Origin of the sequence: Bradyrhizobium sp. HKCCYLRH3061 (genome assembly GCF_051168015.1) — a bacterium.
Classification (GTDB): domain Bacteria; phylum Pseudomonadota; class Alphaproteobacteria; order Rhizobiales; family Xanthobacteraceae; genus Bradyrhizobium.
In genome coordinates this window covers 293,192-318,611 of sequence record NZ_JBNPUE010000004.1, presented here as the reverse complement: position 1 = coordinate 318,611, position 25,420 = coordinate 293,192, and the positions used below count along the sequence as shown (strand labels likewise).

The 25,420-nt window shown below is 66.7% G+C and carries 25 protein-coding genes; 11 read left to right on the top strand and 14 right to left on the bottom strand.

Annotation, left to right across the window (positions count from 1 at the left end; translation table 11 throughout):
• Nucleotides 1-10 precede the first annotated feature (10 nt).
• Nucleotides 11-1,744 carry a cell envelope biogenesis protein TolA gene (locus tag ACQR2C_RS10775; RefSeq protein WP_434881084.1) on the top strand — a complete coding sequence of 578 codons (1,734 nt, stop codon included), beginning with the start codon at nucleotides 11-13 and terminating at the stop codon, nucleotides 1,742-1,744.
• 181 nt (nucleotides 1,745-1,925) lie between these two features.
• Here the strand turns inward: ACQR2C_RS10775 and ACQR2C_RS10770 are convergent, their stop codons facing one another.
• Both ACQR2C_RS10770 and ACQR2C_RS10765 read right to left on the bottom strand, forming a co-directional pair.
• A complete protein-coding gene (locus tag ACQR2C_RS10770; protein WP_315804198.1) occupies nucleotides 1,926-3,509 on the bottom strand; it encodes an MDR family MFS transporter in 1,584 nt (527 codons plus the stop codon).
• A 168-nt stretch (nucleotides 3,510-3,677) separates the two neighbouring features.
• Nucleotides 3,678-4,190, bottom strand: a complete 513-nt coding sequence (locus ACQR2C_RS10765; protein WP_315804199.1) for a YcgN family cysteine cluster protein — start codon at nucleotides 4,188-4,190, stop codon at nucleotides 3,678-3,680.
• A 342-nt stretch (nucleotides 4,191-4,532) separates the two neighbouring features.
• Here ACQR2C_RS10765 and ACQR2C_RS10760 point away from each other — a divergent pair, with 342 nt between their 5' ends.
• The 5 genes from ACQR2C_RS10760 (at nucleotide 4,533) to ACQR2C_RS10740 (ending at nucleotide 10,211) form a co-directional block, all read left to right on the top strand.
• Nucleotides 4,533-6,812, top strand: coding sequence for a transglycosylase domain-containing protein (locus ACQR2C_RS10760; RefSeq protein WP_434881083.1), 2,280 nt, complete (start codon nucleotides 4,533-4,535; stop codon nucleotides 6,810-6,812).
• A 14-nt stretch (nucleotides 6,813-6,826) separates the two neighbouring features.
• On the top strand, nucleotides 6,827-7,408 hold the full coding sequence (locus ACQR2C_RS10755) for a DUF1214 domain-containing protein (RefSeq protein ID WP_316182587.1): 582 nt from the start codon (nucleotides 6,827-6,829) through the stop codon (nucleotides 7,406-7,408).
• Nucleotides 7,405-7,989, top strand: a complete 585-nt coding sequence (locus ACQR2C_RS10750) for a DUF1254 domain-containing protein (RefSeq protein ID WP_315716127.1) — start codon at nucleotides 7,405-7,407, stop codon at nucleotides 7,987-7,989. Before ACQR2C_RS10755 ends, ACQR2C_RS10750 begins: the two co-directional genes overlap by 4 nt.
• A gap of 119 nt (nucleotides 7,990-8,108) precedes the next feature.
• A complete protein-coding gene (locus ACQR2C_RS10745; RefSeq protein ID WP_316238684.1) occupies nucleotides 8,109-8,612 on the top strand; it encodes a CYTH domain-containing protein in 504 nt (167 codons plus the stop codon).
• Between the two features lie 108 nt (nucleotides 8,613-8,720).
• Nucleotides 8,721-10,211: an acetyl-CoA hydrolase/transferase family protein gene (locus ACQR2C_RS10740; RefSeq protein WP_434881082.1), complete on the top strand. Its 1,491-nt coding sequence runs from the start codon at nucleotides 8,721-8,723 to the stop codon at nucleotides 10,209-10,211.
• Between the two features lie 27 nt (nucleotides 10,212-10,238).
• Here the strand turns inward: ACQR2C_RS10740 and ACQR2C_RS10735 are convergent, their stop codons facing one another.
• Nucleotides 10,239-11,000: a hypothetical protein gene (locus ACQR2C_RS10735; RefSeq protein WP_316238686.1), complete on the bottom strand. Its 762-nt coding sequence runs from the start codon at nucleotides 10,998-11,000 to the stop codon at nucleotides 10,239-10,241.
• A gap of 19 nt (nucleotides 11,001-11,019) precedes the next feature.
• Nucleotides 11,020-11,208: a hypothetical protein gene (locus tag ACQR2C_RS10730; RefSeq protein ID WP_315739858.1), complete on the bottom strand. Its 189-nt coding sequence runs from the start codon at nucleotides 11,206-11,208 to the stop codon at nucleotides 11,020-11,022.
• Between the two features lie 398 nt (nucleotides 11,209-11,606).
• Here ACQR2C_RS10730 and ACQR2C_RS10725 point away from each other — a divergent pair, with 398 nt between their 5' ends.
• Nucleotides 11,607-12,560, top strand: a complete 954-nt coding sequence (locus ACQR2C_RS10725) for a DUF2336 domain-containing protein (protein WP_434881081.1) — start codon at nucleotides 11,607-11,609, stop codon at nucleotides 12,558-12,560.
• A gap of 30 nt (nucleotides 12,561-12,590) precedes the next feature.
• Here ACQR2C_RS10725 and ACQR2C_RS10720 read toward each other — a convergent pair whose 3' ends face one another.
• From ACQR2C_RS10720 to ACQR2C_RS10710, 3 genes are read right to left on the bottom strand one after another with little or no spacing between them, the layout of a single operon-like run.
• Complete coding sequence (locus ACQR2C_RS10720) at nucleotides 12,591-12,941, bottom strand: DUF1491 family protein (RefSeq protein ID WP_315804208.1); 351 nt, start codon at nucleotides 12,939-12,941, stop codon at nucleotides 12,591-12,593.
• Between the two features lie 49 nt (nucleotides 12,942-12,990).
• Nucleotides 12,991-13,683, bottom strand: coding sequence for a peptidoglycan-binding domain-containing protein (locus ACQR2C_RS10715; RefSeq protein ID WP_434881080.1), 693 nt, complete (start codon nucleotides 13,681-13,683; stop codon nucleotides 12,991-12,993).
• On the bottom strand, nucleotides 13,676-15,439 hold the full coding sequence (locus ACQR2C_RS10710) for a PAS domain-containing sensor histidine kinase (protein ID WP_316238689.1): 1,764 nt from the start codon (nucleotides 15,437-15,439) through the stop codon (nucleotides 13,676-13,678). The genes ACQR2C_RS10715 and ACQR2C_RS10710 overlap by 8 nt, the downstream gene beginning before the upstream one ends.
• A gap of 452 nt (nucleotides 15,440-15,891) precedes the next feature.
• Here ACQR2C_RS10710 and ACQR2C_RS10705 point away from each other — a divergent pair, with 452 nt between their 5' ends.
• Both ACQR2C_RS10705 and ACQR2C_RS10700 read left to right on the top strand, forming a co-directional pair.
• Entirely contained in the window at nucleotides 15,892-16,353 is a 462-nt protein-coding gene (locus ACQR2C_RS10705) for a DUF5330 domain-containing protein (protein WP_434881079.1), read from the top strand.
• 74 nt (nucleotides 16,354-16,427) lie between these two features.
• Nucleotides 16,428-16,853 carry a SufE family protein gene (locus ACQR2C_RS10700; protein WP_315804212.1) on the top strand — a complete coding sequence of 142 codons (426 nt, stop codon included), beginning with the start codon at nucleotides 16,428-16,430 and terminating at the stop codon, nucleotides 16,851-16,853.
• Nucleotides 16,854-16,862: 9 nt separating this feature from the next.
• Here the strand turns inward: ACQR2C_RS10700 and ACQR2C_RS10695 are convergent, their stop codons facing one another.
• Nucleotides 16,863-17,279 carry a MucR family transcriptional regulator gene (locus ACQR2C_RS10695; RefSeq protein WP_315716114.1) on the bottom strand — a complete coding sequence of 139 codons (417 nt, stop codon included), beginning with the start codon at nucleotides 17,277-17,279 and terminating at the stop codon, nucleotides 16,863-16,865.
• 229 nt (nucleotides 17,280-17,508) lie between these two features.
• Nucleotides 17,509-18,429, bottom strand: coding sequence for a hypothetical protein (locus tag ACQR2C_RS10690; protein WP_434881104.1), 921 nt, complete (start codon nucleotides 18,427-18,429; stop codon nucleotides 17,509-17,511).
• A 441-nt stretch (nucleotides 18,430-18,870) separates the two neighbouring features.
• On the opposite strand from ACQR2C_RS10690, the gene ACQR2C_RS10685 reads away from it, so the two are divergent.
• Both ACQR2C_RS10685 and ACQR2C_RS10680 read left to right on the top strand, forming a co-directional pair.
• On the top strand, nucleotides 18,871-20,523 hold the full coding sequence (locus ACQR2C_RS10685; RefSeq protein ID WP_316182575.1) for a glycosyltransferase family 39 protein: 1,653 nt from the start codon (nucleotides 18,871-18,873) through the stop codon (nucleotides 20,521-20,523).
• Between the two features lie 105 nt (nucleotides 20,524-20,628).
• Entirely contained in the window at nucleotides 20,629-21,408 is a 780-nt protein-coding gene (locus ACQR2C_RS10680; protein ID WP_434881078.1) for a class II aldolase/adducin family protein, read from the top strand.
• Between the two features lie 108 nt (nucleotides 21,409-21,516).
• Here the strand turns inward: ACQR2C_RS10680 and ACQR2C_RS10675 are convergent, their stop codons facing one another.
• From ACQR2C_RS10675 to groES, 5 genes are all read right to left on the bottom strand, one after another.
• On the bottom strand, nucleotides 21,517-22,050 hold the full coding sequence (locus ACQR2C_RS10675) for a hypothetical protein (protein WP_434881077.1): 534 nt from the start codon (nucleotides 22,048-22,050) through the stop codon (nucleotides 21,517-21,519).
• 90 nt (nucleotides 22,051-22,140) lie between these two features.
• Nucleotides 22,141-22,590 (bottom strand): Hsp20 family protein, encoded by a 450-nt coding sequence (locus tag ACQR2C_RS10670; protein WP_315804216.1) that lies wholly within the window; start codon nucleotides 22,588-22,590, stop codon nucleotides 22,141-22,143.
• 262 nt (nucleotides 22,591-22,852) lie between these two features.
• Nucleotides 22,853-23,083, bottom strand: a complete 231-nt coding sequence (locus ACQR2C_RS10665) for a hypothetical protein (RefSeq protein ID WP_315716108.1) — start codon at nucleotides 23,081-23,083, stop codon at nucleotides 22,853-22,855.
• Nucleotides 23,084-23,348: 265 nt separating this feature from the next.
• Complete coding sequence (groL, locus tag ACQR2C_RS10660) at nucleotides 23,349-24,971, bottom strand: chaperonin GroEL (protein ID WP_315804217.1); 1,623 nt, start codon at nucleotides 24,969-24,971, stop codon at nucleotides 23,349-23,351.
• Nucleotides 24,972-25,013: 42 nt separating this feature from the next.
• A complete protein-coding gene (groES, locus tag ACQR2C_RS10655; protein ID WP_316182572.1) occupies nucleotides 25,014-25,328 on the bottom strand; it encodes a co-chaperone GroES in 315 nt (104 codons plus the stop codon).
• Between the last annotated feature and the right edge of the window lie 92 nt (nucleotides 25,329-25,420).

Sequence of the window (25,420 nt, the reverse complement as noted above, 5' to 3'; positions counted from 1 at the left end):
CGCTGACATCATGATGTACGACCTTGCGACATTTCCGTTCTGGATCATCCTCGCCGCCGGCATCGGCGGCTTCGTCGGCTGGCGCACCTGGTCGGACGAGCCGCGGCCGGACTGGCTGAGAAGCTGGCTGCTGCCGGCGACGCTCGCCCTTGTCATCGGGATCCTGATGGCGCTGCTGAGCGTGCTGCCCGGACGTGCCGGCCTGTGGCTCGAGGTCGGCCTGCTGATGGTCGGCGCCTATGTGCTCGGCTGCCTGATCGGCGGACAGCTCAAGGAATATGTCGGGCTGGGTGACACCAGTGCGATGTCGCCGGGCGGTCCTGGAAACAGCGTCGCGTTCGCCGGCGCAACCGCGGCGGCTCGTCCTTGGGCGGACAGCCCTTCCCCGGCTTCGCAAGCTGCAGCCAGCGTCGAGGCCGACCGCCTCGCCACTGAAGCTGCCGCAAAGGCTGAAGCCGAACGTGTTGCGGCCGAAGCCGCTGCAAGGGCGGAGGCAGAGCGGCTGGCCGCCGAAACGGCCGCAAAGGCCGAGGCTGAGCGGCTCGCCGCGGAAGCCGCGGCAAGGGCCGAGGCTGATCGTCTGGCGGCTGAAGCCGCAGCGAAGGCCGAAGCCGAACGTCTCGCTGCCGAGGCGGTGGCGAAGGCCGAGTCCGATCGCCTTGCTGCGGAGGCCGCCGCGAAAGCCGAATCCGACCGCCTCGCTGCGGAAGCCGCCGCGAAAGCAGAGGCCGATCGTGTTGCGGCAGAAGCGGCTGCAAAGGCCGAAGCTGAACGCTTGGCCGCCGAAGCAGCGGCGAAAGCCGAAGCGGACCGTCTTGCGGCGGAGGCCGTTGCGAAGGCCGCGGCGGAAGCCCAGCGTCTCGCGGCCGAAGCGACCGCCAAGGCCGAGGCCGATCGCCTGGCCGCCGAAGCGGCCGCACGGGCGGAAGCCGATCGCCTCGCCGCCGACGCCGAGGCGGAACGGCTCGCAGCCGAGGTTGCCGCATCAGCGGCCCCGGAGAGCCCGGCCGCGGCCGACGACAGACCGCCGGCCCTGCCCGCCCCCGAAGGCGCCGCGGACGATCTCAAGCTCATCAAGGGCATCGGACCCAAGAACGAGCGCATCCTGAACGACATCGGCGTGCATCATTTCAGCCAGATCGCGGCGTGGTCGCCCGCGCATGCCGACTGGGTCGGCCATCACATGGCCTTCCCCGGCCGCATCGAGCGCGAGCATTGGATCGCGCAGGCCAAGCTGCTCGCGGCCGGCCTCGACACCGCGCATTCCAGCGCGGTGAAGTCCGGCGCGATCACCATCGACGAACACGCCGACACGCCGCTGAGCGAGGACGAGGCGAGCTACCTCCTGGCCCACCTGCCGGCGCTGATGCCGCCCGTCGAGAACGAAGACGCCCATGGCGGCGCCCGCCCGCTCGGGCTCGTCGCGCCGCGCGGCGGCCAGGCCGACGATCTCAAGCTGATCAAGGGCATCGGCAAGCAGAACGAGGCGCGGCTGCACGGCCTCGGCATCTGGCATTTCGCGCAGATCGCGGCCTGGACCGCCGAGCACGCCAAATGGGTCGGCTCGTATCTGGCGTTCGCAGGACGGATCGAGCGCGAACAATGGATCAGCCAGGCCAGGGAGCTGGCGAGCGGCGGCACGACCGAATTCGCGAAACGCGTCGAGGCCGGTCTGGTGAAGTCATCGCTCGACGATGGCTCGCGCGGGCAGGACAACATCGAAATCGTGCAGCCGCGCGAGTAGCTGCGCCCACGGGCGAACCGTAGGGTAGGCAAAGGCGCTGTCGCGCCCTCGCCTCACGCGCGCTCGTGGTGGCGCCGTGCTCACCGTCTCGCCGCGGCCGTGCTGGACGATGGTGGGCACGGCGCGCGACAGCGTGCTTCGCAGGGCTGTCCTGCCGGGCGCCTTTGCCCACCCTACGGCCCTATTCCGCCAGCTCCACGGCCTCATTCCGCGACGGGCCGGCCAGCGGCCGCTCCTCCATCAGCATCATGCAGACGGAGGCGCAGGCGAGCATCGCGGTGGCCGCGGCATAGACGAAGCGGAAGGCATGGATCATGTCGGCTTCCGCAATGCCGCTGACGGCGCCATGAGCGCCCTCTGCCAGCGAGATGTCGGCGCCCAGCGCCATCAGCAGGATGGCGCTGAAGGCCGCGACCGTGAACGAGGACATCATCGAGCGGAAGAAGTTCATCGCGCCGGTGATGGTGCCGATCTGGGAGCGGTCCACCGCGTTCTGCAGCGACACCACCGAGATCGGGAACGCAGTGCCAAGCCCGATGCCGTAGATCGACAGCAGCACCATCAGCACCCATAGCGACGGCGTCGTCACCGTCATGACCGCGGCGGCGATGGTGCCGATGATCGTGCCCACGATGGCGACGCGCTTGTAGTGCTTGACCCGGGCCATGGTACGACCAGCAATCGCGGCACCGAAGGTCGAGATCGCCGCGATCGGAATCAGGCCGAGGCCGGCCTGGCTCGGGGTCAAATGATAGACCAGCTCGTAGTACAGCGGCAGATGGACCGTGAGCCCGATCAGCGCGCCGAGTGCGCAGCCGCTGGCCAGCATGCCGTAGGGCACGACCGTGCCGCCCATCAGCGACAGCGGCAGGAATGGCTCATCGGCCCGCTTGGCGTGCCAGACGAAGGCTAAGCCCAGCGCCACCGCGCTGCCGATCATCGCGAGCAGCGTGGGCGACAGCCAAGCCAGCTTGTGCCCGCCCCAGGTCAGCACCAGCATGAACACGACGGCCGAGGCCATCAGCAGCAGGCCGCCGGCCCAGTCGACCTTGCGCAAGCGGTGATAGACCGGCAGCCGGCCCATCTTGGGCAGCAGCAGCGCCAAGGCCGCGACCGCCAGCGGCACGTTGATCCAGAAGATCATCGACCAGTGCAGATGGTCGGCGAAGAAGCCGCCGATCACCGGCCCGAGCAGGCCGGCCAGCAGCCAGACGCCGCTGAAATAGGCCTGATACTGGCCGCGCTCGCGCGGGCTGACGACGTCGGAGATCACGGTCTGGACCACCGGCATAATGCCGCCGCCGCCGAGCCCCTGCAGGCCGCGGGCAAGGATCAGCACCGGCATGTTCGGTGCCAGCGCGCAGACCACCGAGCCGACCACGAACAGGCTGAGCGCGGTGATGATCATGGAGCGGCGGCCATAGATATCGCACAGCGTGCCGAACACCGGCGCCACCGCGGTCGACGCCAGCAGGTAGGCCGTGATCACCCAGGACAGGTTGGTCACGTCCTGGAACTCGCGGCCGATGGTCGGCAGCGCCGTCGCCACGATGGTCTGGTCGAGCGCGGCCAGGAACATCGTCAGCAGCAGGCTCATCAGGATGGTGCGCACCTCGGCCTGGGTCAGCGGCACCGGCGGCGCAAGCGATGGCGCATCCTCGATCGCCTGCACCTGCGGCGGAATGGCCGGCAGCTCGGCGGCAATCTCTTCAGGCAAGGACTGGGACGCGGCAGGGTAATGCGTCTGCCGATCAAACTTGTTCATGGGATGAATGCTGTGCCCGGGCGCGACATCGCCGCGCGGATTCGCCGACTGGCGAACTACTTAAGGCATAATTTTCCCGTGCGGCAGCGGGTCGGGTGCATGGGTGCATTCCGACAGCACGGGAACGGTCGCATCATCGTGACTTGCTGCGGGCGCGAGGTGATCGCGCTATTTCGGCCGACGCTTCAGCTTGGCCCGCTTCGGCAGCAGCACCGGCCACTGCACGATGTGGTCCTCGAGCTGGTCGTCCGGAACGTCCTCCTCGGTGCCCTCGACCCGGCCGCGCACCGAGACGCCGGCTTCATGTACCGTCTGAGGATCGCCCGAGATCAGAGGATGCCACCAGTAGAGATCGCGCCCCTCCGCCACGAGGCGGTAGCCGCAGCTCGGCGGCAGCCACGTCAGGGTGCGGACGTTCTCAGGTGTCAGTCGAACGCAATCCGACACCTGTTCGGAACGATTCGGGTAGTCCTTGCAGGCACATAGCCCCGCATCCAAGAGTTTGCAGGAAATGTGGGTGAAGTAGATGTCGCCGGTATCCTCGTCTTCCAGCTTCTCCAGGCAGCACCGCCCGCAGCCATCGCAGAGGCTTTCCCATTCCGCCTCGGACATCTCTTCCAAGATCTTGGTTTTCCAGAACATTCCCTCCTGGCCCGAGGGACGTTTGAGCGGTGCGGTCATCGGAAGATTCTCAAAGAGGGCGTGTGGCGTGGCCGCCATCTAGGTGCCCGGCCCCGAGCCGCGCAAGGGGCTTTGCCGGCTTCAGCGGCACGTTAGCTTTGTGCATCAAATTGTGAGCGGAACCATTGGTTTGTGACCCCCGCTCGGCTAGATAGATGATTGAGTCACTCCGGCGGCGGCGCCGGCACGCGGCTTGGGGTCAGGTGCTCGGGTTCGGGCGGCTGACTGTGCAGTGCCATGGGTTTGCCGCAACAATCGCGCAAGACCCTTCGATGGCCCCCAGCCCACTTGCTGAGTGCTTTCGAAGCCAGCTGACACGCTTTCGAAACGACCAGGGTTCCCGTGCGGCAGATCATTCCAGACGATTGGAAGAAGCGGATCAACAATTTCCGCCTGGATCTCGACGCCCGCTTCGATTCGGCGCTGTTCTCCTCCCTGCGCGGCACCCGTGAGCTCTACGAGCGCTATTCCGCGTTCATGGACCGCTTCTATGTCGGCGGCTGGAAGCGCTGGGTGTTCGTCGAGCCATTGTCGGAGGCGGCCACGATCGGCCTCGGCGGCCTGGTGCTGATGCTGGCGCTGGCGATTCCCGCCTTCCGGGAGACCGCCGACGAGGACTGGCTGAAGAAGTCCGACCTCGCCGTCACCTTCCTCGACCGCTACGGCAACCCGATCGGCAGCCGCGGCATCAAGCACAACGATTCGATTCCGCTGGAGGACTTCCCGGACAATCTGATCAAGGCGACGCTCGCTACCGAGGACCGCCGCTTCTACGACCATTTCGGCATCGACATCGCCGGCACGGCGCGTGCCCTCGTCACCAACGCCCAGGCTGGCGGCGTCCGCCAGGGCGGCTCCTCGATCAGCCAGCAGCTCGCCAAGAACCTGTTCCTGTCCAACGAGCGCACCATCGAGCGCAAGGTCAACGAGGCGTTCCTGGCGATCTGGCTGGAAACCCGCCTGACCAAGAACGAGATCCTCAAGCTCTATCTCGACCGCGCCTATATGGGCGGCGGCACCTTCGGCGTCGACGGCGCGGCACACTTCTATTTCAACAAGTCGGTGCGCGACATCAACCTCGCCGAAGCCGCGATGCTGGCCGGCCTGTTCAAGGCGCCGACCAAGTTCGCCCCCCACATCAACCTGCCCGCCGCCCGCGCCCGCGCCAACGTCGTGCTCGACAACCTGGTCGATGCCGGCTTCATGACCGAGGGCCAGGTGTTCGGTGCCCGCCGCAACCCGGCGTTCGCGGTCGACCGCCGCGACGAGAGCTCGCCGAACTACTTCCTCGACTATGCGTTCGACGAGATGCGCAAGCTGGTCGACACGTTCCCGAAGTCCTACACCGAGCGCGTCTTCGTGGTGCGGACCTCGATCGACATGACCGTGCAGCATGCGGCCGACGAGGCGATCGAGAACCAGTTGCGCCAGTTCGGCCGCGACTATCACGCGACCCAGGCGGCAACGGTCGTTTCCGACCTCGACGGCGGCATCCGCGCCATGGTCGGCGGCCGCGACTATGGTGCCAGTCAGTTCAACCGCGCCGTCGACGCCTACCGGCAGCCGGGATCCTCGTTCAAGCCGTATGTCTACACCACCGCGCTGCTGAACGGCTTCAAGCCGACCTCGATCGTGGTCGACGGCCCGGTCTGCATCGGCAACTGGTGCCCGCAGAATTATGGCCATTCCTATTCGGGCTCGGTGACGCTGACGCAGGCGATCACCCGCTCGATCAACGTCGTGCCGGTCAAGCTGTCGATCGCGCTCGGCGGCAAGGAGGGTCCCAAGGCCGGCCGCGCCAAGATCGTCGAGGTCGCGCGGCGCTTCGGCATCAAGGCGCCGCTGCCCGACACCCCGTCGATGCCGATCGGCTCCGACGAGGTCACGGTGCTGGAGCATGCGGTCGCCTATGCGACCTTCCCGAACAAGGGCAAGGCGGTGACGCCGCATTCGGTGCTCGAGGTCCGCACCGGCGCCGGCGACCTGGTCTGGCGCTGGGACCGCGACGGGCCGAAGCCGAAGCAGGCGATTCCGGCCTCGGTCGCCGCCGACATGGCCGGCATGATGAGCCACGTCGTCAGCGAGGGCACCGCGCGCCGCGCCGCGCTCGACGGCATACCGACCGCCGGCAAGACCGGCACCACCAACGCCTATCGCGATGCCTGGTTCGTCGGCTACACCGGCAACTTCACCTGCGCGGTGTGGTACGGCAATGACGACTACTCGCCGACCAACCGCATGACCGGTGGCTCGCTGCCGGCGCAGACGTGGCACGACATCATGCTCGCCGCGCATCAGGGCGTCGAGGTCAAGGAGCTGCCCGGCGTCGGCATGGGCGAGAAGCTGCCGCAGTCGGCGTCCGCCGCGATGGCACAGGCTGGCCAGCCGAAGACCCTGGAGATCAAGCCCGGCCCGCCGCCGATCCTGACCCGCCGCGGCGCCGAGGTGCTGGTTCAGGTCGAGAAGATGCTCGACGATGCGGCGCGCGTCGCCGAGAAAAACGCGCCGGCCGATCCACGCAAGCCGAGCAAGCCGGTCTCGTCGAGCGCGTTGGCCTTCCCCGAGAACTACGCCGCGGCGACGGCCGACGGCGTCGCCACCCCTGCCCTGCGCAAGAACTGACGTCAGCGATCCCCGTGCGGCTGCTCTTCATCACCTTGGTTACGCTCCTGATCGCCACCGGCGTCGGCATCGGCGCGACCTGGATGACGACGACCCGCGGCACCGAGTTTGGTACGCTGACGATCGGCGCCTGGACGGCGCGTCCGAAAACCGGCACGGCCGATGTCGACCCCTATGCGCGCGCGACCATCACCCGCAATGGCGAATTGCCGATCGGCACCGGCGACGGCGTGGCCTTCACCGCCACAAGAGACGACAAGGGGAAGCCGCTCGACGGGCGCTGCGACATCCTGGTCAGCGGCGTCACGCCACCCGCCCGCTTCTGGACGCTCACGCTGTACGACCGCAAGGGCCACCTCGTCGCCAATACGCTGCAGCGCTACGGCTTCACCAGCCAGGAGTTGGTGCGAGGTGCCGATGGCTCGTTCGAGATCCGCGTCGCCGCGCGCTCGCGCTCCGGCAACTGGCTGCCGACCGGCGGCATCGAACGCTACGCGCTGATGCTGCGGCTCTACGACACGCCGGTCGGTGTCGCGACCCGCACGCAGCGTGACGCGCCGATGCCCTCGATCACGACAGTAGGCTGCCCATCATGATCCGGCTGCTGTTCACGGTCGTGGTCGGCGTGCTGCTCGGCGGCGTGGTCCATCTCGTCAGCGTGCTGGCGCTGCCGCGGATCTCGACCCAGGACGCCTACTCCCGGCTGACGCCGATGACCAAGCTGAACGCCGTGACGCAGTTGCCATTGGCCGATCCCGGCAATTCACCGATGCCGTTCATGGATCCGGCGTTCGCCATGGCGATCTGCCGCTACGATCTGTCCGACGGACCGCTGAAGCTCACGGTCCCGGTGAGCCAGGCCTATACGTCGGTGTCGTTCTACACGCGCAACGAGATCGCGTACTACGCCATCAACGACCGCTCCGCCGGCAAGCGCGTGATCGAGCTCAACCTGATGACCGAGGCGCAGCACGAAGACCTGCCCGAGGACGAGGAGATCACGGCCGCCGACCGGCTGATCATCGATTCGCCGACGACGACCGGTTTGATCGTGCTGAAGGCCCTGGCCGCCGAGCCGGGTCTCATGCCGCAGGCGCAGGCCTCCCTTGCAGCGGCGAGCTGCGGCGTACAGACCGAGGCACCGGCCAAGGCCGAGAAGCCGCGCGGCAAACGATAAGTCAATACGACGTCCGGAATGAATTCGACAACGCTCTCTTCATCCTTGGTGGCATAGTCGTCGTCGCGCGCCGCTGCTATGACGTATCAGGACGGCGGCGCTTCGCTCAACATCAGGTCATGCCTCTCGAAATCGAACGGAAGTTTCTCGTCAAGTCCGATGCTTGGCGGGATCAGGCGACGCACAGTGAACGCCTTCGCGACGGCCTCGTCGCACGTCAGGACGGCCTCAAGGTCCGCGTTCGCTGCTATGGCAACCGGACGACGCTGTGCGTGAAGAGCGGCCGCCGCGGTCTGGCCCGGGATGAATTCGAGTACGATATTCCCGCGGACCACGCAGCGGTGCTGTTCGCGCATTGCGACGGACGCATCCTCGAAAAGACGCGTCACTACGTGCCGGCCGAAGCCGGCGTCTGGGAGATCGACGTCTACCACGACCCGCTCGAAGGCGTCGTCATCGCCGAGATCGAGCTGCCGACCGAAACGACCGTCGTGACCCTTCCTGACTGGGTCGGCGACGAGGTCACCGGCGATCCGCGCTACAGCAAGGCCAACATGCTGACGGAGCGCTCGCGGGCGGCGAAAGTCCGGGAACTGCGGCGCGCGCGCCTTGCAGGGCTGTGATGCACGCACGGCCCGTTGCGGCTTGACCCCTGTCAAATCACCCGTCGAGGGCACACCTTAAACAGCGCGGACTTGGCGGTCCGAACGATCGCGCATGGAGTTTGCACGATGAGTTCATCGCAGGTGATGTCACAGGCGCTGCGCGCCAAGATCATGTCGGCCGACGAGGCTGCCGCGCTGGTCGAGCCCGGCAACCATGTCGGCATGAGCGGTTTCACCGGGTCGGGCTATCCGAAAGCGGTGCCGCTCGCGCTGGCGCGCCGGATCGAAGCCGCGCATGCGCGCGGCGAGCCGTTCCGCGTCGGCGTGTGGACCGGGGCGAGCACCGCGCCCGAGCTCGACGGCGCGCTCGCCCGGGCTGATGGCATCGACCTGCGCCTGCCCTATCAGTCCGATCCGGCGACACGACAGCGCATCAACGCCGGCAGCATCGACTATATCGATCTGCATCTCAGCCATGTCGCGCAGTTCGTGTGGTTCGGTTTTCTCGGCCATCTCGACGTCGCCGTGATCGAATGCGCCGGCATCCTGCCCGACGGGCGGCTGATCCCCTCGACCTCGATCGGCAACAACAAGACGTGGCTCGATCTGGCTGACCGCGTCATCATCGAGGTCAATTCGTGGATGAATCCGGCGCTGCTCGGCATGCACGACGTCTACTACGGCACCCGCCTGCCACCGCATCGCAAGCCGATCCCGATCGTGGCGCCCGGCGACCGCATCGGCGAGACCACCTATCGCTGCAATCCGGACAAGGTGATCGCGGTCGTCGAGACCCATGCGCCGGACCGCAACACCAGCTTCGCCGCGCCGGACGACGTTTCCCGCGCGATCGCCGGGCACATCCTGGAGTTCTTCGAACACGAGGTGAAGCAGGGCCGCCTGCCGCGCAGCCTGCTGCCGCTGCAATCCGGCGTCGGCAACGTCGCGAACGCCGTGATGGCCGGGCTCGACGACGGGCCGTTCCCGCATCTGACCGCCTACACCGAGGTGCTGCAGGACGGCATGCTGAACCTGATCCGCTCGGGCCGCATGGATCTCGCCTCCGCGACGGCATTGTCGCTGAGCTCGGAAGCTGCGGTCGAATTCAACCGCGAGATCGAATTCCTGCGCGACCGCATCGTGCTGCGGCCGCAGGAGATCTCCAACCATCCCGAGGTGATCCGCCGGCTCGGCGTCATTGCCATGAACGGCATGATCGAGGCCGACATCTACGGCAACGTCAACTCGACCCACGTGCGCGGCAGCAGCATCATGAACGGCATCGGCGGCTCCGGCGACTTCGCCCGCAACGCCTATCTGTCGATCTTCATGACGCCCTCGACGGCGAAGGATGGCACGATCTCCTGCATCGTGCCGATGGTCACCCATGTCGACCACACCGAGCACGACGTGCAGGTTCTGGTGACCGAGCGCGGCCTCGCCGACCTGCGCGGCCTGTCGCCGAAACAGCGCGCCCGCACCATCATCGACCAGGCGGCGCATCCGAAATTCCGGCCGGCGCTCGCCGACTATTTCGAACGCGCCTGCCGCGATTCGACCGGCAAGCATACGCCGCATCTGCTCGAGGAGGCGTTCCGCCTGCTCAGGCCGGACTGAGCGAAGCGGCGTGCGACCGCGTGCGGGCTAGCCCCGCGTCGTCAGCGGCCGTTCGATCAGGGGCCGCGCCGCGACCGGCGGATTGGCGGTCTGGGCTGCCAGTTCATGGATCAGGCGATCGGCCTCGGCGGCCATGCCGTCGGGCGCCTGCAGCACCAGGCGCTCCAGCGCCCAGCGATAGGACGAGACGCGCTGCTCCAGGCTGATCTGCACCCACTGTACGATCAGCGAGTTCTCCTGCATGCGCGCGACCGCGTCGGCCTTCTCGCGCGGCGAGAGCTCGGTCATGTATTTCATGCTGGCATCGCGCTTGCGGTCGAGATCGATGACGCGGATCGCCGAGGCGAAGAACGGCTCGAAGCGGGTGATGTCGTCGCGCACGTCGTCGATCAGTTGGGTGTAGCGCGAGGCGTGCGAGCGGTGCGGCTCGTCGATCAAGGCGCGGCCATAGGCGGTGCGGTCGAACACGACCTTCTGGCGCCAGGGCGAGGCCGACGGCTGATAGTCGCCGAACACGCTCTTCCAGGCGGGGCGCGAATGCGGCGGCTCGATCAGCGGATAAGCGAGATCGCGCAGCTGGCGCTCATTGTCGGTGAGCTGGAACTGCGATGGCATGACACCGACGCTGGCGGTGGCTTCCGCGCCGATCCATTTGTGCATGTCGTCATTGCGCATGTCGGCGCGGGTGCGGCCAAAATCGCCGCCGCTGCAGGCGCCGAGCAGGCCGCCGACGAGGACGAGCGCGAGGACCGGCAGCGCGCGCCGGACCGGATTGACGATGGCCGGCATTCCCATGTCCCCCGACCTGTCAGCGGCGACGGCGGCGGCGGCTTGGCGCTGTGCCCTCGCGGGGCCCGCGATCGTCGGTCGTGGTCTCGCGCTCGATCCGAACGACGGGAAGAATCAGGATCGTTCCCATGCCCTCCTGCGGCGCGCCGGTCACGGCAGGCCGCGCGCGACGCGCAACGTCCGCCGGGAATTCAATGATGGTCGCCATGTCCACTCTCTTTCGTGCCCGAAGTTCTTACCCCCTGAAAACTCCCCGTCGCCCGAACTTCGCAGGCAAGAGGGCACGCAGAACTGACGATCACGAATGCCGGCGCATGACGCTGCACTTTGGCATTCGGCGCGGCGAAGATCAGGCTGGGCGCGAGACGCGGCCAAGGCGAGATCATCGAACGGATCGATTAAGATCAGGACGTGGTTAAGAGGATATTAATGCGCGGGCCGCCCGACACGGATCGCGTGCACCGGCGGGAGAGAAGGCAAGCCGGCGTTGCGCCTTTGTCTCACCGGGTCATTTCGACCCATCTTCACCGATTGTTTTCCTTAACGCCGCATTAAAACAACTCCGCTCTAATCGGCGCAACGATTGCCGAAGTTGCGTACCCCGACATGACAAGATCATCGCTGTTCCCCGGCTTCGACGGGTTGCTCACGCTCTCGCGCCGCGAGGGCGTCGACATCAAGCCCACTCTGCTGCGCGTGCTGACCGACCTCTATGTCCAGGCGAGCGCGCATTCCGCTGACGAGGAGCGGCAGTTCGTCGAATTGGCTTCCCGTCTGGTGGACGACGTCGATGATGCGACCCGCGCGGCGGTGCGTGCGCGGCTGGCGATCTATCCGGCGACGCCGATCGAGATCCTGAACAAGCTGGGCTTGCGCCCGGCGCAGAGCGAGCCGGCGCCGCCGCTCGCCGGCCCCATTCCCGCATCGCTTCGCCCCTCGTCTCCGATGCCGCCGCGCGACGACGCATCGTCCGGACTGTCGATGCAGCCGAAGGATGCCGCCGAGCTGAGCGAGATGTTCATGCGCGCCGCCTCGCACGAACGCATCGCCATCCTGCAGAACCTCGCCACCACGCCGCTGAGGCCCGCCGCGCCGACGCCGTTGCACCGCGCGGTGCATGCGATCGAGGCATTGGAGATGGCCGCCTTCAACGCCGACGTCGAGACGTTCACGGCCGAGCTCGGCGAGAGCCTGATCCTGCCGTCGCGCATGACCCACGAGGTGGTCAACGATCCCCATGGCGAGCCGCTGGCCTGCGCCGCAAAGGCGCTCGGCATGCCGGCGCCGGTGTTCGAGCGCGTGCTCTTGTTCCTCAAGCCGGAGATGGGCCAGTCCGTCCAGACCGTGTTTCGGCTGTCACGCTTCTACGAGCGCCTCAGCGAGCGCGCGGCGCTGATCATGCTGGCGGCCTGGCGCGGCTCGGGCATGGCGGCGATCAGGGCCAAGCATCGCACGATGCTGTACGACGACGAGCGCCAGTCTGTCCGCGCAGGCGGAGCGCGGCCCGGCACAGCGACGCGGCCGATCGTGCGCACGGGGACCGACGGCTTCAAGCGCTGACGCGAACACATTCGCGGATCGTGAGGATGATCAGGGACGCTCTCGCACGAGATCAAGAAAATGACGGCCCTGCCTGTCCTCGGTCTCGATGATCCAGGCGTCGGGATCGAAGCGCAGCTCCTTCACGAGACGCTCCTCGACCTGCGCTTCAGCGATCGGCTGCGGCGATACCGGTACGAAGAAGCGGTCGATGGGCCGGCTGTCGTCATAGACGGTCTGCGGCGCGGGGACATAGAGCTGCGCCGTACCGTCCATCAGCGCGACCTTCACGAACACCGCACCGGCCTCCTCGGCGCCGCGGTGGCGGATCGCGCTGAACGCGCCGGCCGACTGGCAGCGCCGCAGATAGGCGCTCACCCAGATGCTGGTCTTCAATCGCATGGTGGTTCGATGCAGGTGCAAGCGCGCTGCACGTCGCAGCCGCCCTGCTCTATTCGATCGGGTGACCGATGACAATCGCAAGCTCGCGCACCAGGCGGTCCGACACCTGGCCGGTCACCGGCAGCTTGCGCTCGCGCTCGAACTTCTGGATCGCGGCCTGGGTGTCGGAGCCGACCATCCCGGTCGGCTTCAACTGGCCATAGCCGTATTCGGTCAGCGCACGCTGGACCGCGGCGACACGGCGAACATTGCCGCCCTGCTGCGTCGGCTGCGGACGCGGCAAATTGCCCTGCCCGCCACTGACCGAGCGGACGAGATCGGCCAGCGGATCGGCATATTTCTGATCGGGACGCGCCTCGGTCACGCGCGGCTCGGACGCCCTCTGCTCGGCCGCCCTGGTTTCGGCGGGCCGCGTCTCGATCACCTTCGGATCGAGCGGCGAGATGTCCATCGGCCGGGGCCGCGGCAGCGGATTGGAGCTCGTCAGATGCGGCGGAATGGTGACGATCGACCCGAACATCGGCGCCGGATGCGGTCCCGATTGCAGGAACACGGCATTGACGATGATGGCGCTGCCAGCCGCACAGGCCAGCAGGCCCGCGAACAGATCCTTCGGGCTGTAGAGCATGGCCCGCAGCAGCCAGCCGCGCTCCTCCGCCACGTCGACGACGGCCGCAGCCGCAGCGGCGCGCTTGCGACGGCGCGGCGGCGCCGGATCATCCTCTGCAGCTCGTCTAGGCACTCTTCTTCACCTGCATGACCTGCCCTGGCTGGGCGGAGCGCGAGGGTGACAGCGGCGTGACGGTGGCGCCGGCGGCCGCCTCGGCCACGAAGTTGATCGGCAGCGCGATCGTGACCGTGGTCCCCTCGTCGATCTTGCTTTCTATCGACATTTCGCCGCCGTGCAAGTTCACGAGGCTCTTGACGATCGACAGCCCGAGCCCGGTTCCCTCGTGGCGGCGCTGGTAGGTCTTGCCGGCCTGGAAGAACGGATCGCCGATGCGCTTGAGATCGTCGGCGGCGATGCCGACGCCGGTGTCGGTGATTCGCAGCAGCAGGCGCGCGCCGTCGACGCCGGCAGAGACCGTGACACGGCCGCCGCGCTCGGTGAACTTGATGGCATTGGAGACGAGGTTGAGCACGATCTGCTTGAAGGCGCGCGGATCACCGGTGACCATCGGCAGGTCCTGCGGCACGTCGGCCGACAGATCGACACCGTTCTCGCGCGCCCGCAGCGCCAGCAGGTTGCAGCAATTGATCAGCGCAGCGCGCGGCGCAAACGGCTCCGGCGTCAGCTCGAAATTGCCGGACTCCATCTTCGACATGTCGAGGATACCGTTCACGACCGACAGCAGATGCTGGCCGGAATCGTTGATGAGCTGCGCGTATTCGCGGCGCCGCGCCGCATTCAGCACCAGAACCTGCTCCTGCATCAGCATCTCGGAGAAGCCGATGATGGCGTTCAAGGGGGTGCGCAGCTCGTGGCTCATGGTGGCGAGGAATCGCGTCTTCGCGGCGTCGGCGCGCTCGGCGGCGCTGCGCGCCAATTCGAGCGCCTGCTCCTGCAGCTTGCGGTCGGTGACGTCGCGCATGACCGCGACCACCTCCTGCTCCGACCCGCCCGGCATCACGCCGATGCGGTCGAGCGGGCGGCAACGCATCTCGACCCAGATGAAATCGACCGGATGATGAAAGCCGCGGCCCTCGCCCGGCGCATCGCGGCGCAGGCGGAACTCGACGCTCGAGGCTTCGCTGCCGCCCGCCGCTTCCGACAGCGCCGTGAGGTAGGCCGGCCGGTCGGCGACATGGACCCGTTCGAACAGGCCGTGGCCGTGCAACTGCGCGACCGGCGCGCCGAGCAGCGTCTCGGCCGCCGGCGAGATGAACATGACCGCGCCGTTGCGACGGTGACGGGAGATCACGTCGCTCATATTACGTGCGAGCAGGCGATAACGCTCCTCCTCCATCGACAGCAGCGTCACGCCGGTGCGCGCGAGCGTGTCGGCGGCAAAGGCGAGCACGGCCGCATAGAGCGTGGCCGAGGCGACGCCGAACGCGAGCAGCCCGGTGCGCAGGGCGGGGTTGATCTCGGGCTTCGGCAGCCACCCGAAATGACCGATGAGGATGAGCAGCAGCGCGCAGCACAGTGCGAGCCCCGCGGAGAACACGACGACGCGGCGCGAGGCCGAGAACGAGGCTTCCAGGGGTACGACGATCAGCCACACCGCGGCAAAGGATTCGATGCCGCCGGTCTCGATCGACACTGCCATGATCAGCGCAGACAGCGCCATCGACGACAGCGCGCAGGCGCTCTCGTAGCGGCCGGTGCGTGACAGATACCAGGACAGCAGAATGGGCGCGATCAGCCAGGACAGCGCGCCGACCTCGAGCGCGCTCGGCGCACCGCGTAGCGCGAGATAGGCGGGAAACACGGCGAAGGCGGCGAGGCTGCCCAGCAGGCGCGGCGCGATGAAGGCGCGATGACGCGCGCGCGTCATCGCATCAGTTCGAGCCGATGGATGCAATAACGCATCGAGACAATCGCGGATGATACTCAACACACTCACGGCTCTCGCGCCTCGGCCTAATCGGTGGTTCTCACAAAGAGAACGCGCCGGGACGCCCCCTGTCGTCGGAAGTCACCGTGTCAGACTCGCATTAAGCGAACGCTAAGGTCCAGACTGCGGTGAGCCCGCCATTCGGCCGGGATGGTGAATGCATCGTTTCCGGCCGGGCCTGCGGTTGCGAAAGCGGCGCGATCTACAGCCGGTTGCACGGCGCGGGCGCCCGGCGCCAATGAAAAATTGACTCCGAAATAAATCCAGCGCCCGGCTTCGCGAAATCTCAACCAATTAAGCCCAATGCAAGCAGTCGCGACATAGAACAATCAGCTGCGATCCCGTTGCGCGATTTGAGCACGCGAGATCAGCAGCACGGTCGGGGTTGCGTGATGTTCTTTCTGCTTCGGATGGCATTCTGGCTCGGACTCGTGCTGGTGCTGCTGCCGCGCGAGAAGAGCCCGGACGCCGACAAGCTGCCGCAGATCAATGCGCACGAAGCCGTGCAAGCCGCGACCGCAGCGGTCTCCGACATGAGCCAGTTCTGCAAGCGCCAGCCGCAGGCCTGCGAGGTCGGCGGCCAGGCCGCGACCGTCATCGGCCACCGCGCCCAGGAAGGCGCGCGCAAGATCTACCAGATCATCACCGACAAGGCCGAAGGTGCGGAGAAGCCGGCGGGCACCGACAAGGTCATCGGTCCGGTGAAGCCGGCCAGCCTCGACAAGCGCGGCAACGATCACACCGGCTCGATCGACGCCCCCGTGCTCGAGGAGATTCCGCCGGGTGACGCGCCGGCCGATACGCTCTCGGCCGACGATCTCGCCGCCGAATGGCATCTGCCGCCGACGCCCTGAAGCGGCGGAACCGACTGTCGCTTTCGTCGTCCCGAACGCCTATATGAAGGCCGACATCGGGATAGAAGAGCATCATGACGATCGACGACATCCGCGACAATTTCGCCCTGCTCGACGACTGGGACGACCGCTACCGCTACGTGATCGAGCTCGGCCGCACCCTGGCCCCGATGCCGGAGGACGAGCACTCCGCCGCGAACAAGGTGCAGGGCTGCGCCAGCCAGGTCTGGCTGTCCAAGCACGTCGATCACAGCAGCGCCGTGCCGGTCCTGAACTATCTCGGCGACAGCGACGCCCATATCGTTCGCGGCCTGATCGCAATTCTGCTGACGCTGTATTCGGGGCGGACGCCGCAGGAGATCATGACCATCGATGCGCCCGCGGTGTTCGACGAGCTCGGGTTCCGCGAGCATCTGACGCCGCAGCGCTCCAACGGCCTGCGCTCGATGGTCGAGCGCATCCGCGCCGACGCCCGCGAGGCGCTCGCCGCGGCGTCCTGATCGGCTCGGCTACTTCTCCCGCTCGGGCCGCTGCTGGCCCAGGCCCATCTTCTTGGCAAGCTGCGAGCGGGTGACCGCGTAGTTCGGCGCCACCATCGGATAGTCCGGCGGCAGGTTCCATTTGTCGCGGTATTGTTCCGGCGTCATGTTGTACTGCGTGCGCAGATGTCGCCGCAGCGACTTGAAGCGCTTGCCGTCCTCGAGGCAGACCAGATAGTCCGGATGAATCGATTTCTTCACCGGCACCGCGGGCCGCGCCGGCTCCGGCGCGGGCTCGCTTCGTCCCGCTGCGACCCGCGTCAGCGCCGCATGCACCTGGCTGATCAGAGAGGGAATCTCCGCCGCCGGGGTCGGGTTGTTGCTGAGATAGGCCGACACGATGTCGGCCGTCAGATCGATAAAGCTCTTGCCGACCGCTTCGGTCATTGACCCCTCATCCCGCTCCGCCCTGTGACCGTCGATCGCAAGTATCCCTCGATCGCAAGTATCACTCGCGCCGAGTGGCAGCGTTGTCTCGCGATTCTGCAAGCAATATGGGCAAATGACTGGCAAAATGACAAGATAGTGAGGACTTCTTCTTGAGAAGTCTGTCACCCGCCAAGTAGTGTGTACCGTATGCCAGCCGGGTTCAACCTGACCGTGTGATCCCGCTGCCTCAGGTCCGGCCTTCGAGATGGGCGCGCAGCTCGTCGATCGACGCAAAGCGCATCATCCCTTCGGGCATCTGCGCCTCGATCGAGCCGTCGGAATAGAGCGAATAGGCCATCCCATCCACCACGCCCGACTTGACGATGCTGACGGCCGGCGCGTCCAGATCCTTCGGCTCAGGCGGCGGCGGGGTTGGCTCGGGATCGACGAAGGCCGGGGCGGCCCGCGCCAGGCGCCGCGGGAACGGCGGGCGCAGAGGCTCCGGCGTCCGCTCCGGTCGCGACCAGCCGTCCGACGCGCCCGGCTCGGTCGCGGCAGGTTCGTCCAGCGGCACGGGCGGCGGGGCGCTGAGGGGCGGTGACCGGAAATCCGTCGGCAGCGGCTCGGCGCCGCGCTTCTCCGCGCGTTCCCGCTCCCGGCGCGACGACGCAAACAGCAGATTGCGCTTGGGCCGCTCGGCGGGTTCGGACGGCGACTCGGCGGGATCCCGCAAGGACTCGGAGGCGCGCAGCGAGCTTGACAAGGGAGACGAGGACAGCGGTGAGGACGACGACAGCCCCGAGGACAAGGGGGCCGACAGGTCCGGCATGCGGGGACGCGGACGCAGCGAACCGCCTTCGCGCCAGACATCTTCTGTCGGCGGCACCGGGGCGGTCTCGAAGTCGGTCGTCCCGGCGGCAGGTGGGAGCTGCAGGGGCCTGGCCTCGGACTCGGCGCCCGAACGCGACCTCAGCCGGCTCGAAATCACCTTCAGCTCGTTGAGGACGGCCGCCAGTCCGAACAGGATCAGCCCGCTGCACACGCCAAGGGTCCCCGACAGGATCAGCGTATTACCGACGCTGAACTCCTTGACCGGAATTCCCCAGGCGATCGCCCCGAGCCCGGCCAAGATGGCGAGGGCCCCGGCGGCCAACATTGCACTCATCATCGAACTCATCCCCTAATGCGCCGGCTCCGGGCGGTGTCCCGACCGAAATCACATTAGATAGCTGCGGTTGCGCGCGTCCTTGAATCCGGTTTCTAGTCCAAATCCGCGACGATTTGCAGCGGAAGTTCGTCCAAGACCGCCGAAGTTCGTATCCGACCTGCGCCGCCCGCCACGATCCCGCCACAATACGGTTCAGCCAACCCTGGGAATTCCTGGAGGTTCCTCTCGGGTTCTCCCGGTCCTTCTGGTTCAGCGGGCGTTCATTTGGCTGTGCCAATATGGCGCTTAGCAGCCGAAATTCGGGTCCCCGCTGCGCTGCGACAAGGCGTGCCTCCCATATTTTCGACACCTCCGAACACGGGACGCGCTATACGCAGGCGGGGAACACAAGCCTGAAACGCGGAAGCGGGGTCGCCAGGGGACGCCGGGTCACACTCAGCCATGACAACGATAACCACTTCGGTCCTCGAGACGCCGACGCGGCGGTCCCTCGAGCGGACGTATGACGATCTCGCCGTGTTCGTGCTCGCCGCAGTCGCGGTGGTGGCCGGACTGACGTTCCGGGATTACGGCCTCGGCTGGGACGATTACACCCATGCCGAATATGCCGATCTGTTGCTGCGCATGTACGGCTCCGGTTTCAGGGACCAGGCGGCGCTGTCGTTCGCCAACCTCTATATGTACGGTGGCGGCTTCGACATGGTTGCAGCCCTGCTGCACAAGATCATGCCGCTGGAATTGTTCGAGACCCGCCGGCTGGTCGGGGCCATCGTCGGGCTGATTGGCCTCGGCGTGACCTGGCGCCTGGCGCGCCGCATCGGCGGCCCCGTGGCCGGCCTCGCCGCGCTGCTGCTGCTGGCGCTCTGCCCGATCTTCTACGGCCACATGTTCATGAACCCGAAGGACGCGCCCTTCGCGGTCGCCATGGTGGTGCTGCTGATGGGCCTCGTGCGCCTTGCCGAGGAGTATCCCTACCCCTCGCCACGCACCATCCTGATCATCGGCCTCGGCGCCGGCTTCTCGATCGGCTCGCGGATCCTCGGCGGCATGGCCGTGGTCTACGCCATGGTCGGCTTCATGCCGCTGTTCATGGAGGAGTACCGCACGCAAGGGCCCCGCGAGGCGATCCGCCGCTTCGCCCACGTGCTCTACGTGCTGATCCCCGGCCTGATCCTGGGCTACCTGATCATGGGGTTGATCTGGCCGTGGTCGATCATCGAACCGGCCAACCCGTTCCGGGCCCTGACCTACTTCTCGCATTTCTTCGAGAAGCCGTGGAAGGAGATGTTCGACGGGGCGCTGGTCTCGGTGCCCGACATGCCCTGGTCGTATCTGCCGACGCTGTTCGCGCTGCAACTGCCCGAACTGATGATCGCGCTGTTCGTCGCCGGCGTCGTCGCCTCGATCATGTCGCTGTCGCGGCCCGACATGCCGGCGCGCCAGAAGAGCATCCTGTTGATGCTGACCCTGGCGGCGACGCTGCCGATCCTGATCGCGATCGTCAAACGCCCGGCGCTCTACAACGGCATCCGCCATTTCGTGTTCGTGATCCCGCCGATGGCGCTGCTCGGCGGCATCGCCTTCTCCTGGCTTCTGTCGTGGCTCAACGCCGACGAGCGCCGGAGCTGGCAGCCGGTGGCGATCGCCGCGTTCTGCTTCGGCCTGCTGCTGCCGCTGGCGGAGATGATCCGGCTGCATCCCTATCAGTACACCCACTTCAACTTCATCGCCGGCACCGTGCGCGAGGCCGACACCCGCTTCATGCTCGACTATTGGGGGCTGGCGCTGAAGCAGGCCTCCGACGGGCTGAAGGAACAGCTCGACGAGCGCCAGGAGGTGCCGCCGATCGGGCACAAATGGAAGGTCGCGGTCTGCGGCCCGCAGCGCCCCGCCCAGGTCGCGCTCGGCCCCGATTTCACCATCGGCTGGGACAGCCATGCGGCCGACTTCGCCATGACGCTCGGCGAGTTCTACTGCAAGGGACTGACCGCACCCGTGATGGTCGAGATCAAGCGCGACGATGTCGTGTTCGCCCGGGTCTACGACATCCGCGGCCGCAGCATCTCCAGCCTGCTGTCGATCCCGGCGCCCTGAGCGGCCTGCTCAGCCGAACGGCATGACTGCCCCCCTGCCCCGCGCCTTGTCGCGCGGCGGCGGGCCGCTTAGGCTCCGGTCAACTGTTGGAAATCGGAGAATGCCATGTCGCCAGCCGAAGCGCGCCTCAAGGAAGTGCCGTCGAACATGACCGAGGCCGAATGGTCGCAGCGGGTCAATCTCGCCGCCGCCTACCGCCTGGTGGCGCTGTTCGGCTGGGACGACCTGGTGGACACCCACATCTCGGCCCGCGTGCCCGGCCCCGAGCATCACTTCCTGATCAACCCCTATGGCCTGCTGTTCGAGGAGATCACGGCGTCCAGCCTGATCAAGGTCGACCTCTACGGCAACCAGTTGTCCGAGAGCGAGTACAGCATCAATCCCGCCGGCTTCACCATCCATTCCGCGATCCACGAGGTCCGCGAGGATGCCGGCTGCGTGATCCATCTGCACACGCTGGACGGCGTCGCGGTGTCGAGCTGCGCCGACGGGCTGCTGCCGCTCAACCAGATCGCGCAATACGTCACCCACGACCTCGCCTATCACGACTATGAAGGCGTTGCGCTGGACCACGACGAGCGGCCGCGGCTGCAGCGCGACCTCGGCAGCAAGAACCACATGCTTTTGCGAAATCATGGCACCCTGACGGTCGGCCGCTCCGTGGCCTCCGCCTTCGAGCGCATGTACCATCTGGAGCGTGCCTGCTCGATCCAGGTGCGCACGCGCACGCTCGGTCCTTCGGCCTATCCGGTGCGCGACGAGGTCATCGACAAGAACGCGAAGCTGTTCGACAACGAGGATCGCGTCGAGCTGCGCTCCAATCAGTTGGTGTGGCCGCCGCTGCTGCGCCGGCTCGATCGCGTCAACCCGGGCTACCGCAATTGATTTTTCGCCGATGATCGGCTAGCCTGGCGTTATCACCCTCTACGCTTTTCGGAATCAAACGCCGCCCAATTCCGGGCGGCGTTTTTGTTCGTGCGATCATGTGCTCCGTCAGCAGCATCCTGCCCGAGCCAGGCCCTGGCGCTCGGCCGGGCCGTGCGGTTGCTGCAGCTCCTCGGCCAGCCGCCGCTCGACGAAGCGCCGCTCGTGCTCGGCGAGGCGGGTGGCGAGCAGCTTGCGATAGCGCCGCACATTGGCCTCCCGCGAGAACCGCAGGCGGGCTGCGGGCCGCATCCGGCCGACCGCGGCGCTGTCCGTCGCAGCGCCATCGGCCTCGACATCGACGCGCGGAACGATGCGCATGGCCGCTCCGCCGCGCGGCCGCGGCGGCTGATCCTCGCGGTCGAGCTGACGCAGCGCGCCGAGCACGTCGGCCAGATGCAGCGGTCTTGAGAGGCCGGGAATCTTGCGCAGGCCCGGCTGCGACTCGACGGCATACATGTCTGACGCCCAGGACGACAGGATCAGCCGCTTCTCGGCCAGTGACAGCTTGCGATCGTTCAGCAGGTCGGCCGGCGACTCGTAGTGCGAGACCGGATGGAATCCGGCTCTGCCCGCGGTGATCGAAAAACGGTGCTCGCTCATGGCGTCTCTCCTCTTCCACTCCTTTCACAAGAGACAGATGCTGCAAGGGCGCGGGCGACACGCCGCCCGCGCCGCAACTCGAACAAGGCGTCAGGCCGCCTTCTGCTGCGCGATCTTTTCGACCGGCACTGTACCGATGGCGATGCGGCGCGGCTTCATCGCCTCGGGGATCTCGCGCACGAGCTCGATCCGCAGCAGGCCGTTGTCGAACGCCGCGTTGGTCACCTGCACGTAGTCGGCGAGATTGAACTGCCGCTTGAACGGCCGCGACGAGATGCCTTGATAGAGATATTCGCGGGTCTCCTTGTCGCCCTTGCGTCCTTCCACCGTGAGCACGTTGTGCTCGGCGGTGATCGACAGCTCGTCCGGCGCGAACCCCGCCAGCGCCAGCGAAATCTGGTAGCGGTCGTCGCCGAGCCGCTCGATGTTGTACGGGGGATAGTTGTCCTCGACCGCGCGCTGGGTCTCGTCGAGCAGATCGAACAGACGGTCGAAACCGATGGTCGAACGCCACAGCGGAGAGAAGTCGTAGGTCCTCATAGCCAAGTCCTCCTGAGAGCAAGATGGATACGAAGGAGCGCCGAGCCGATGCGGACTTCAAAGTCCCGGAGATGTCTGAGTACCAAGAGACTTGGTACAAGAGACTACTGAGTACCAGACAACCGGTCAGCGCCCAGATTTCGACCGGGCCCTGATGGCACCCGGCGCCGAAGCGGCAGCAGACGAATTAGAACAACCGATATCCATTTCAAGAGGGGAAGATCGAATTTTTTGTCGCAGCCTTTTCGCGGCGCAACACCCGTCAGGCGGCCACGGCAGACAGCCGCTGCAGCCGCATCGTCGCCTCGCGGAGCACGCTGACCAGCCGGTCGCGCTCGCGCTGATCGATGTCACCGCGCGACAGCACGGCCTGGCAGTGTGCCACCACGCGCTGTTCGCTCTCGATCAGAAACCGTGTCAAGCGACGCGGATCGCCCATGCTCATGACGGAGGTCGGGTTGGGCGGCGGATGATCGTATTGCCAGGCTGGCATGATCGGGCCTGCGAGCTCGCGCTGCTGATGAGACCGGGCGGCGCGACAGCGCTCAACCACACCTCCCGTCGACCGTCGGTCCGTTCTCAGCCGGCTCACCGAATGCAATTGTGGCCGGTTGTGGACGGATTGCGGTCGTTGGCCTGATTGATAGCTGCGCGTTGTGGCCGATCCACGACCTCACGGGGCAGCGATCAGTTGTTTGTCGATATTTCTTTCGGGAAGCCGGGGGTGGCTGCGGCCAACCGCCCCCGGCTGCATCGGATCAGAAGTCCATCGACGGCGCGGCCGCGGTGGCGTCGGCCTTCTTCGGCTTGTCCGCCACCAGCGCCTCGGTGGTGATCAGCAGCGAGGCGACCGAGGCCGCGTCCTGCAACGCGGTACGGACCACCTTGGCCGGGTCGATCACGCCGGCCTGCACCAGATCCTGGTACTCGCCGGTCGCGGCGTTGAAGCCCCAACCATAGGCATCCTTCTCCAAGAGCTTGCCGACCACCAGCGAGCCGTCCTCCCCGGCGTTCTGCACGATCTGCCGCACCGGCACCTGGATGGCGCGGCGGACGATGTCGACGCCGGCCTTCTGGTCGGCATTGGCGGTCTTGACGCCGTCGAGCACCTTGGTGGCGCGCAGCAGCGCCACGCCGCCGCCGGGCAGGATGCCCTCCTCCACCGCGGCGCGGGTGGCGTGCAGCGCATCGTCGACGCGGTCCTTGCGCTCCTTGACCTCGACCTCGGTGGCGCCGCCGACCCGGATCACCGCGACGCCGCCGGCGAGCTTGGCCAGCCGCTCCTGCAGCTTCTCGCGGTCGTAGTCGGAGGTGGTCTCCTCGATCTGCAGCTTGATCTGCTGCGCGCGGGCCTCGATGTCGGCCTTCTTGCCGGCGCCGTCGACGATGGTGGTGTTCTCCTTGTCGATCACGACCTTCTTGGCGCGGCCGAGCATCGACAGGGTCACGTTCTCCAGCTTGATGCCGAGATCCTCGGAGATGGTCGTGCCGCCGGTGAGGATCGCGATGTCCTCCAGCATCGCCTTGCGGCGATCGCCGAAGCCCGGCGCCTTGACGGCCGCGATCTTCAGGCCGCCACGCAGCTTGTTGACGACCAGGGTCGCCAGCGCCTCGCCCTCGACGTCTTCAGCCACGATCAGCAGCGGCTTGCCCGACTGCACCACGGCCTCGAGCAGCGGCAGCATGGTCTGCAAGCCCGACAGCTTCTTCTCGTGGATCAGGATGTAGGGATCCTCGAGCTCGACCCGCATCTTCTCGGAGTTGGTGACGAAGTACGGCGAGACATAGCCGCGGTCGAACTGCATGCCCTCGACCACTTCCAGCTCGGTATCGAGGCTCTTGGCCTCCTCGACCGTGATCACGCCCTCGTTGCCGACCTTCTGCATGGCCTCGGCGAGGAAACGCCCGATCTCATTGTCGCCATTGGCCGAGATGGTGCCGACCTGGGCGATCTCGTCGTTGCTGGTGATCTTCCTGGCGTGCGCCTTGAGGTCCGCGACGATCGCGTCGACGGCGAGATCAATGCCGCGCTTGAGATCCATCGGGTTCATGCCGGCGGCCACCGACTTGGCGCCCTCCTTCACGATGGCCTGGGCGAGCACGGTGGCGGTCGTGGTGCCGTCGCCGGCGAGATCGGCGGTCTTCGAGGCCACCTCGCGCACCATCTGCGCGCCCATGTTCTCGAACTTGTCCTCCAGCTCGATCTCCTTGGCGACCGTGACGCCGTCCTTGGTGATGCGCGGCGCGCCGAACGATTTCTCGATCACGACATTGCGGCCCTTGGGGCCGAGCGTGACCTTCACGGCATTGGCGAGGATGTCGACGCCGCGCAGCATGCGGTCGCGCGCGTCGGTCGAAAACTTCACGTCCTTGGCAGCCATGTTCATCGTCTCCTTTATCTCGATGACTGTCAGTTGAGGGAATCAGGCGGCCTTCTTTGCCGCGGCGGGCGCGTCGATGATGCCGAGCAGGTCGCTCTCCTTCATGATCAGGAGATCCTTGCCGTCGATCTTGACCTCGGTGCCCGACCACTTCGCGAACAGCACGCGGTCTCCCGGCTTGACGCCGAGGGCGACCTGCTGCCCCTGCTCGTTCCGCGCCCCCGGACCCGCGGCAACGATCTCGCCCTCCTGCGGCTTCTCCTTCGCGGTGTCGGGAATGATGATGCCGCCCTTGGTCTTCTCCTCGGCATCGATGCGGCGCACGAGCACGCGGTCGTGCAATGGACGGAAATGCATGCACATCCTCCTTTACAGATCAGCGATGTCATAAGCCTCGGGTCCCATCAGGCCCCCGGGCGAGCAACGACCTAGGAAAGCCGAACTTTTCG

Excerpts from the sequence above, each read along its gene's own strand:
- ACQR2C_RS10770 (WP_315804198.1), bottom strand. The coding sequence starts at position 3,509 with ATGAACAAGTTTGATCGGCAGACGCATTACCCTGCCGCGTCCCAGTCC.
- ACQR2C_RS10750 (WP_315716127.1), top strand. The coding sequence starts at position 7,405 with ATGATCCGGCTGCTGTTCACGGTCGTGGTCGGCGTGCTGCTCGGCGGC.
- ACQR2C_RS10735 (WP_316238686.1), bottom strand. The coding sequence starts at position 11,000 with ATGCCGGCCATCGTCAATCCGGTCCGGCGCGCGCTGCCGGTCCTCGCG.
- ACQR2C_RS10730 (WP_315739858.1), bottom strand. The coding sequence starts at position 11,208 with ATGGCGACCATCATTGAATTCCCGGCGGACGTTGCGCGTCGCGCGCGG.
- ACQR2C_RS10765 (WP_315804199.1), bottom strand. The coding sequence starts at position 4,190 with ATGACCGCACCGCTCAAACGTCCCTCGGGCCAGGAGGGAATGTTCTGG.
- ACQR2C_RS10720 (WP_315804208.1), bottom strand. The coding sequence starts at position 12,941 with ATGCGATTGAAGACCAGCATCTGGGTGAGCGCCTATCTGCGGCGCTGC.
- ACQR2C_RS10690 (WP_434881104.1), bottom strand. The coding sequence starts at position 18,429 with ATGATGAGTGCAATGTTGGCCGCCGGGGCCCTCGCCATCTTGGCCGGG.
- ACQR2C_RS10740 (WP_434881082.1), top strand. The coding sequence starts at position 8,721 with ATGAGTTCATCGCAGGTGATGTCACAGGCGCTGCGCGCCAAGATCATG.
- ACQR2C_RS10695 (WP_315716114.1), bottom strand. The coding sequence starts at position 17,279 with ATGACCGAAGCGGTCGGCAAGAGCTTTATCGATCTGACGGCCGACATC.
- ACQR2C_RS10705 (WP_434881079.1), top strand. The coding sequence starts at position 15,892 with ATGTTCTTTCTGCTTCGGATGGCATTCTGGCTCGGACTCGTGCTGGTG.
- ACQR2C_RS10675 (WP_434881077.1), bottom strand. The coding sequence starts at position 22,050 with ATGAGCGAGCACCGTTTTTCGATCACCGCGGGCAGAGCCGGATTCCAT.
- ACQR2C_RS10685 (WP_316182575.1), top strand. The coding sequence starts at position 18,871 with ATGACAACGATAACCACTTCGGTCCTCGAGACGCCGACGCGGCGGTCC.
- ACQR2C_RS10665 (WP_315716108.1), bottom strand. The coding sequence starts at position 23,083 with ATGCCAGCCTGGCAATACGATCATCCGCCGCCCAACCCGACCTCCGTC.
- ACQR2C_RS10700 (WP_315804212.1), top strand. The coding sequence starts at position 16,428 with ATGACGATCGACGACATCCGCGACAATTTCGCCCTGCTCGACGACTGG.
- ACQR2C_RS10745 (WP_316238684.1), top strand. The coding sequence starts at position 8,109 with ATGCCTCTCGAAATCGAACGGAAGTTTCTCGTCAAGTCCGATGCTTGG.
- ACQR2C_RS10680 (WP_434881078.1), top strand. The coding sequence starts at position 20,629 with ATGTCGCCAGCCGAAGCGCGCCTCAAGGAAGTGCCGTCGAACATGACC.
- groES (WP_316182572.1), bottom strand. The coding sequence starts at position 25,328 with ATGCATTTCCGTCCATTGCACGACCGCGTGCTCGTGCGCCGCATCGAT.
- ACQR2C_RS10775 (WP_434881084.1), top strand. The coding sequence starts at position 11 with ATGATGTACGACCTTGCGACATTTCCGTTCTGGATCATCCTCGCCGCC.
- ACQR2C_RS10725 (WP_434881081.1), top strand. The coding sequence starts at position 11,607 with ATGACAAGATCATCGCTGTTCCCCGGCTTCGACGGGTTGCTCACGCTC.
- groL (WP_315804217.1), bottom strand. The coding sequence starts at position 24,971 with ATGGCTGCCAAGGACGTGAAGTTTTCGACCGACGCGCGCGACCGCATG.
- ACQR2C_RS10710 (WP_316238689.1), bottom strand. The coding sequence starts at position 15,439 with ATGACGCGCGCGCGTCATCGCGCCTTCATCGCGCCGCGCCTGCTGGGC.
- ACQR2C_RS10670 (WP_315804216.1), bottom strand. The coding sequence starts at position 22,590 with ATGAGGACCTACGACTTCTCTCCGCTGTGGCGTTCGACCATCGGTTTC.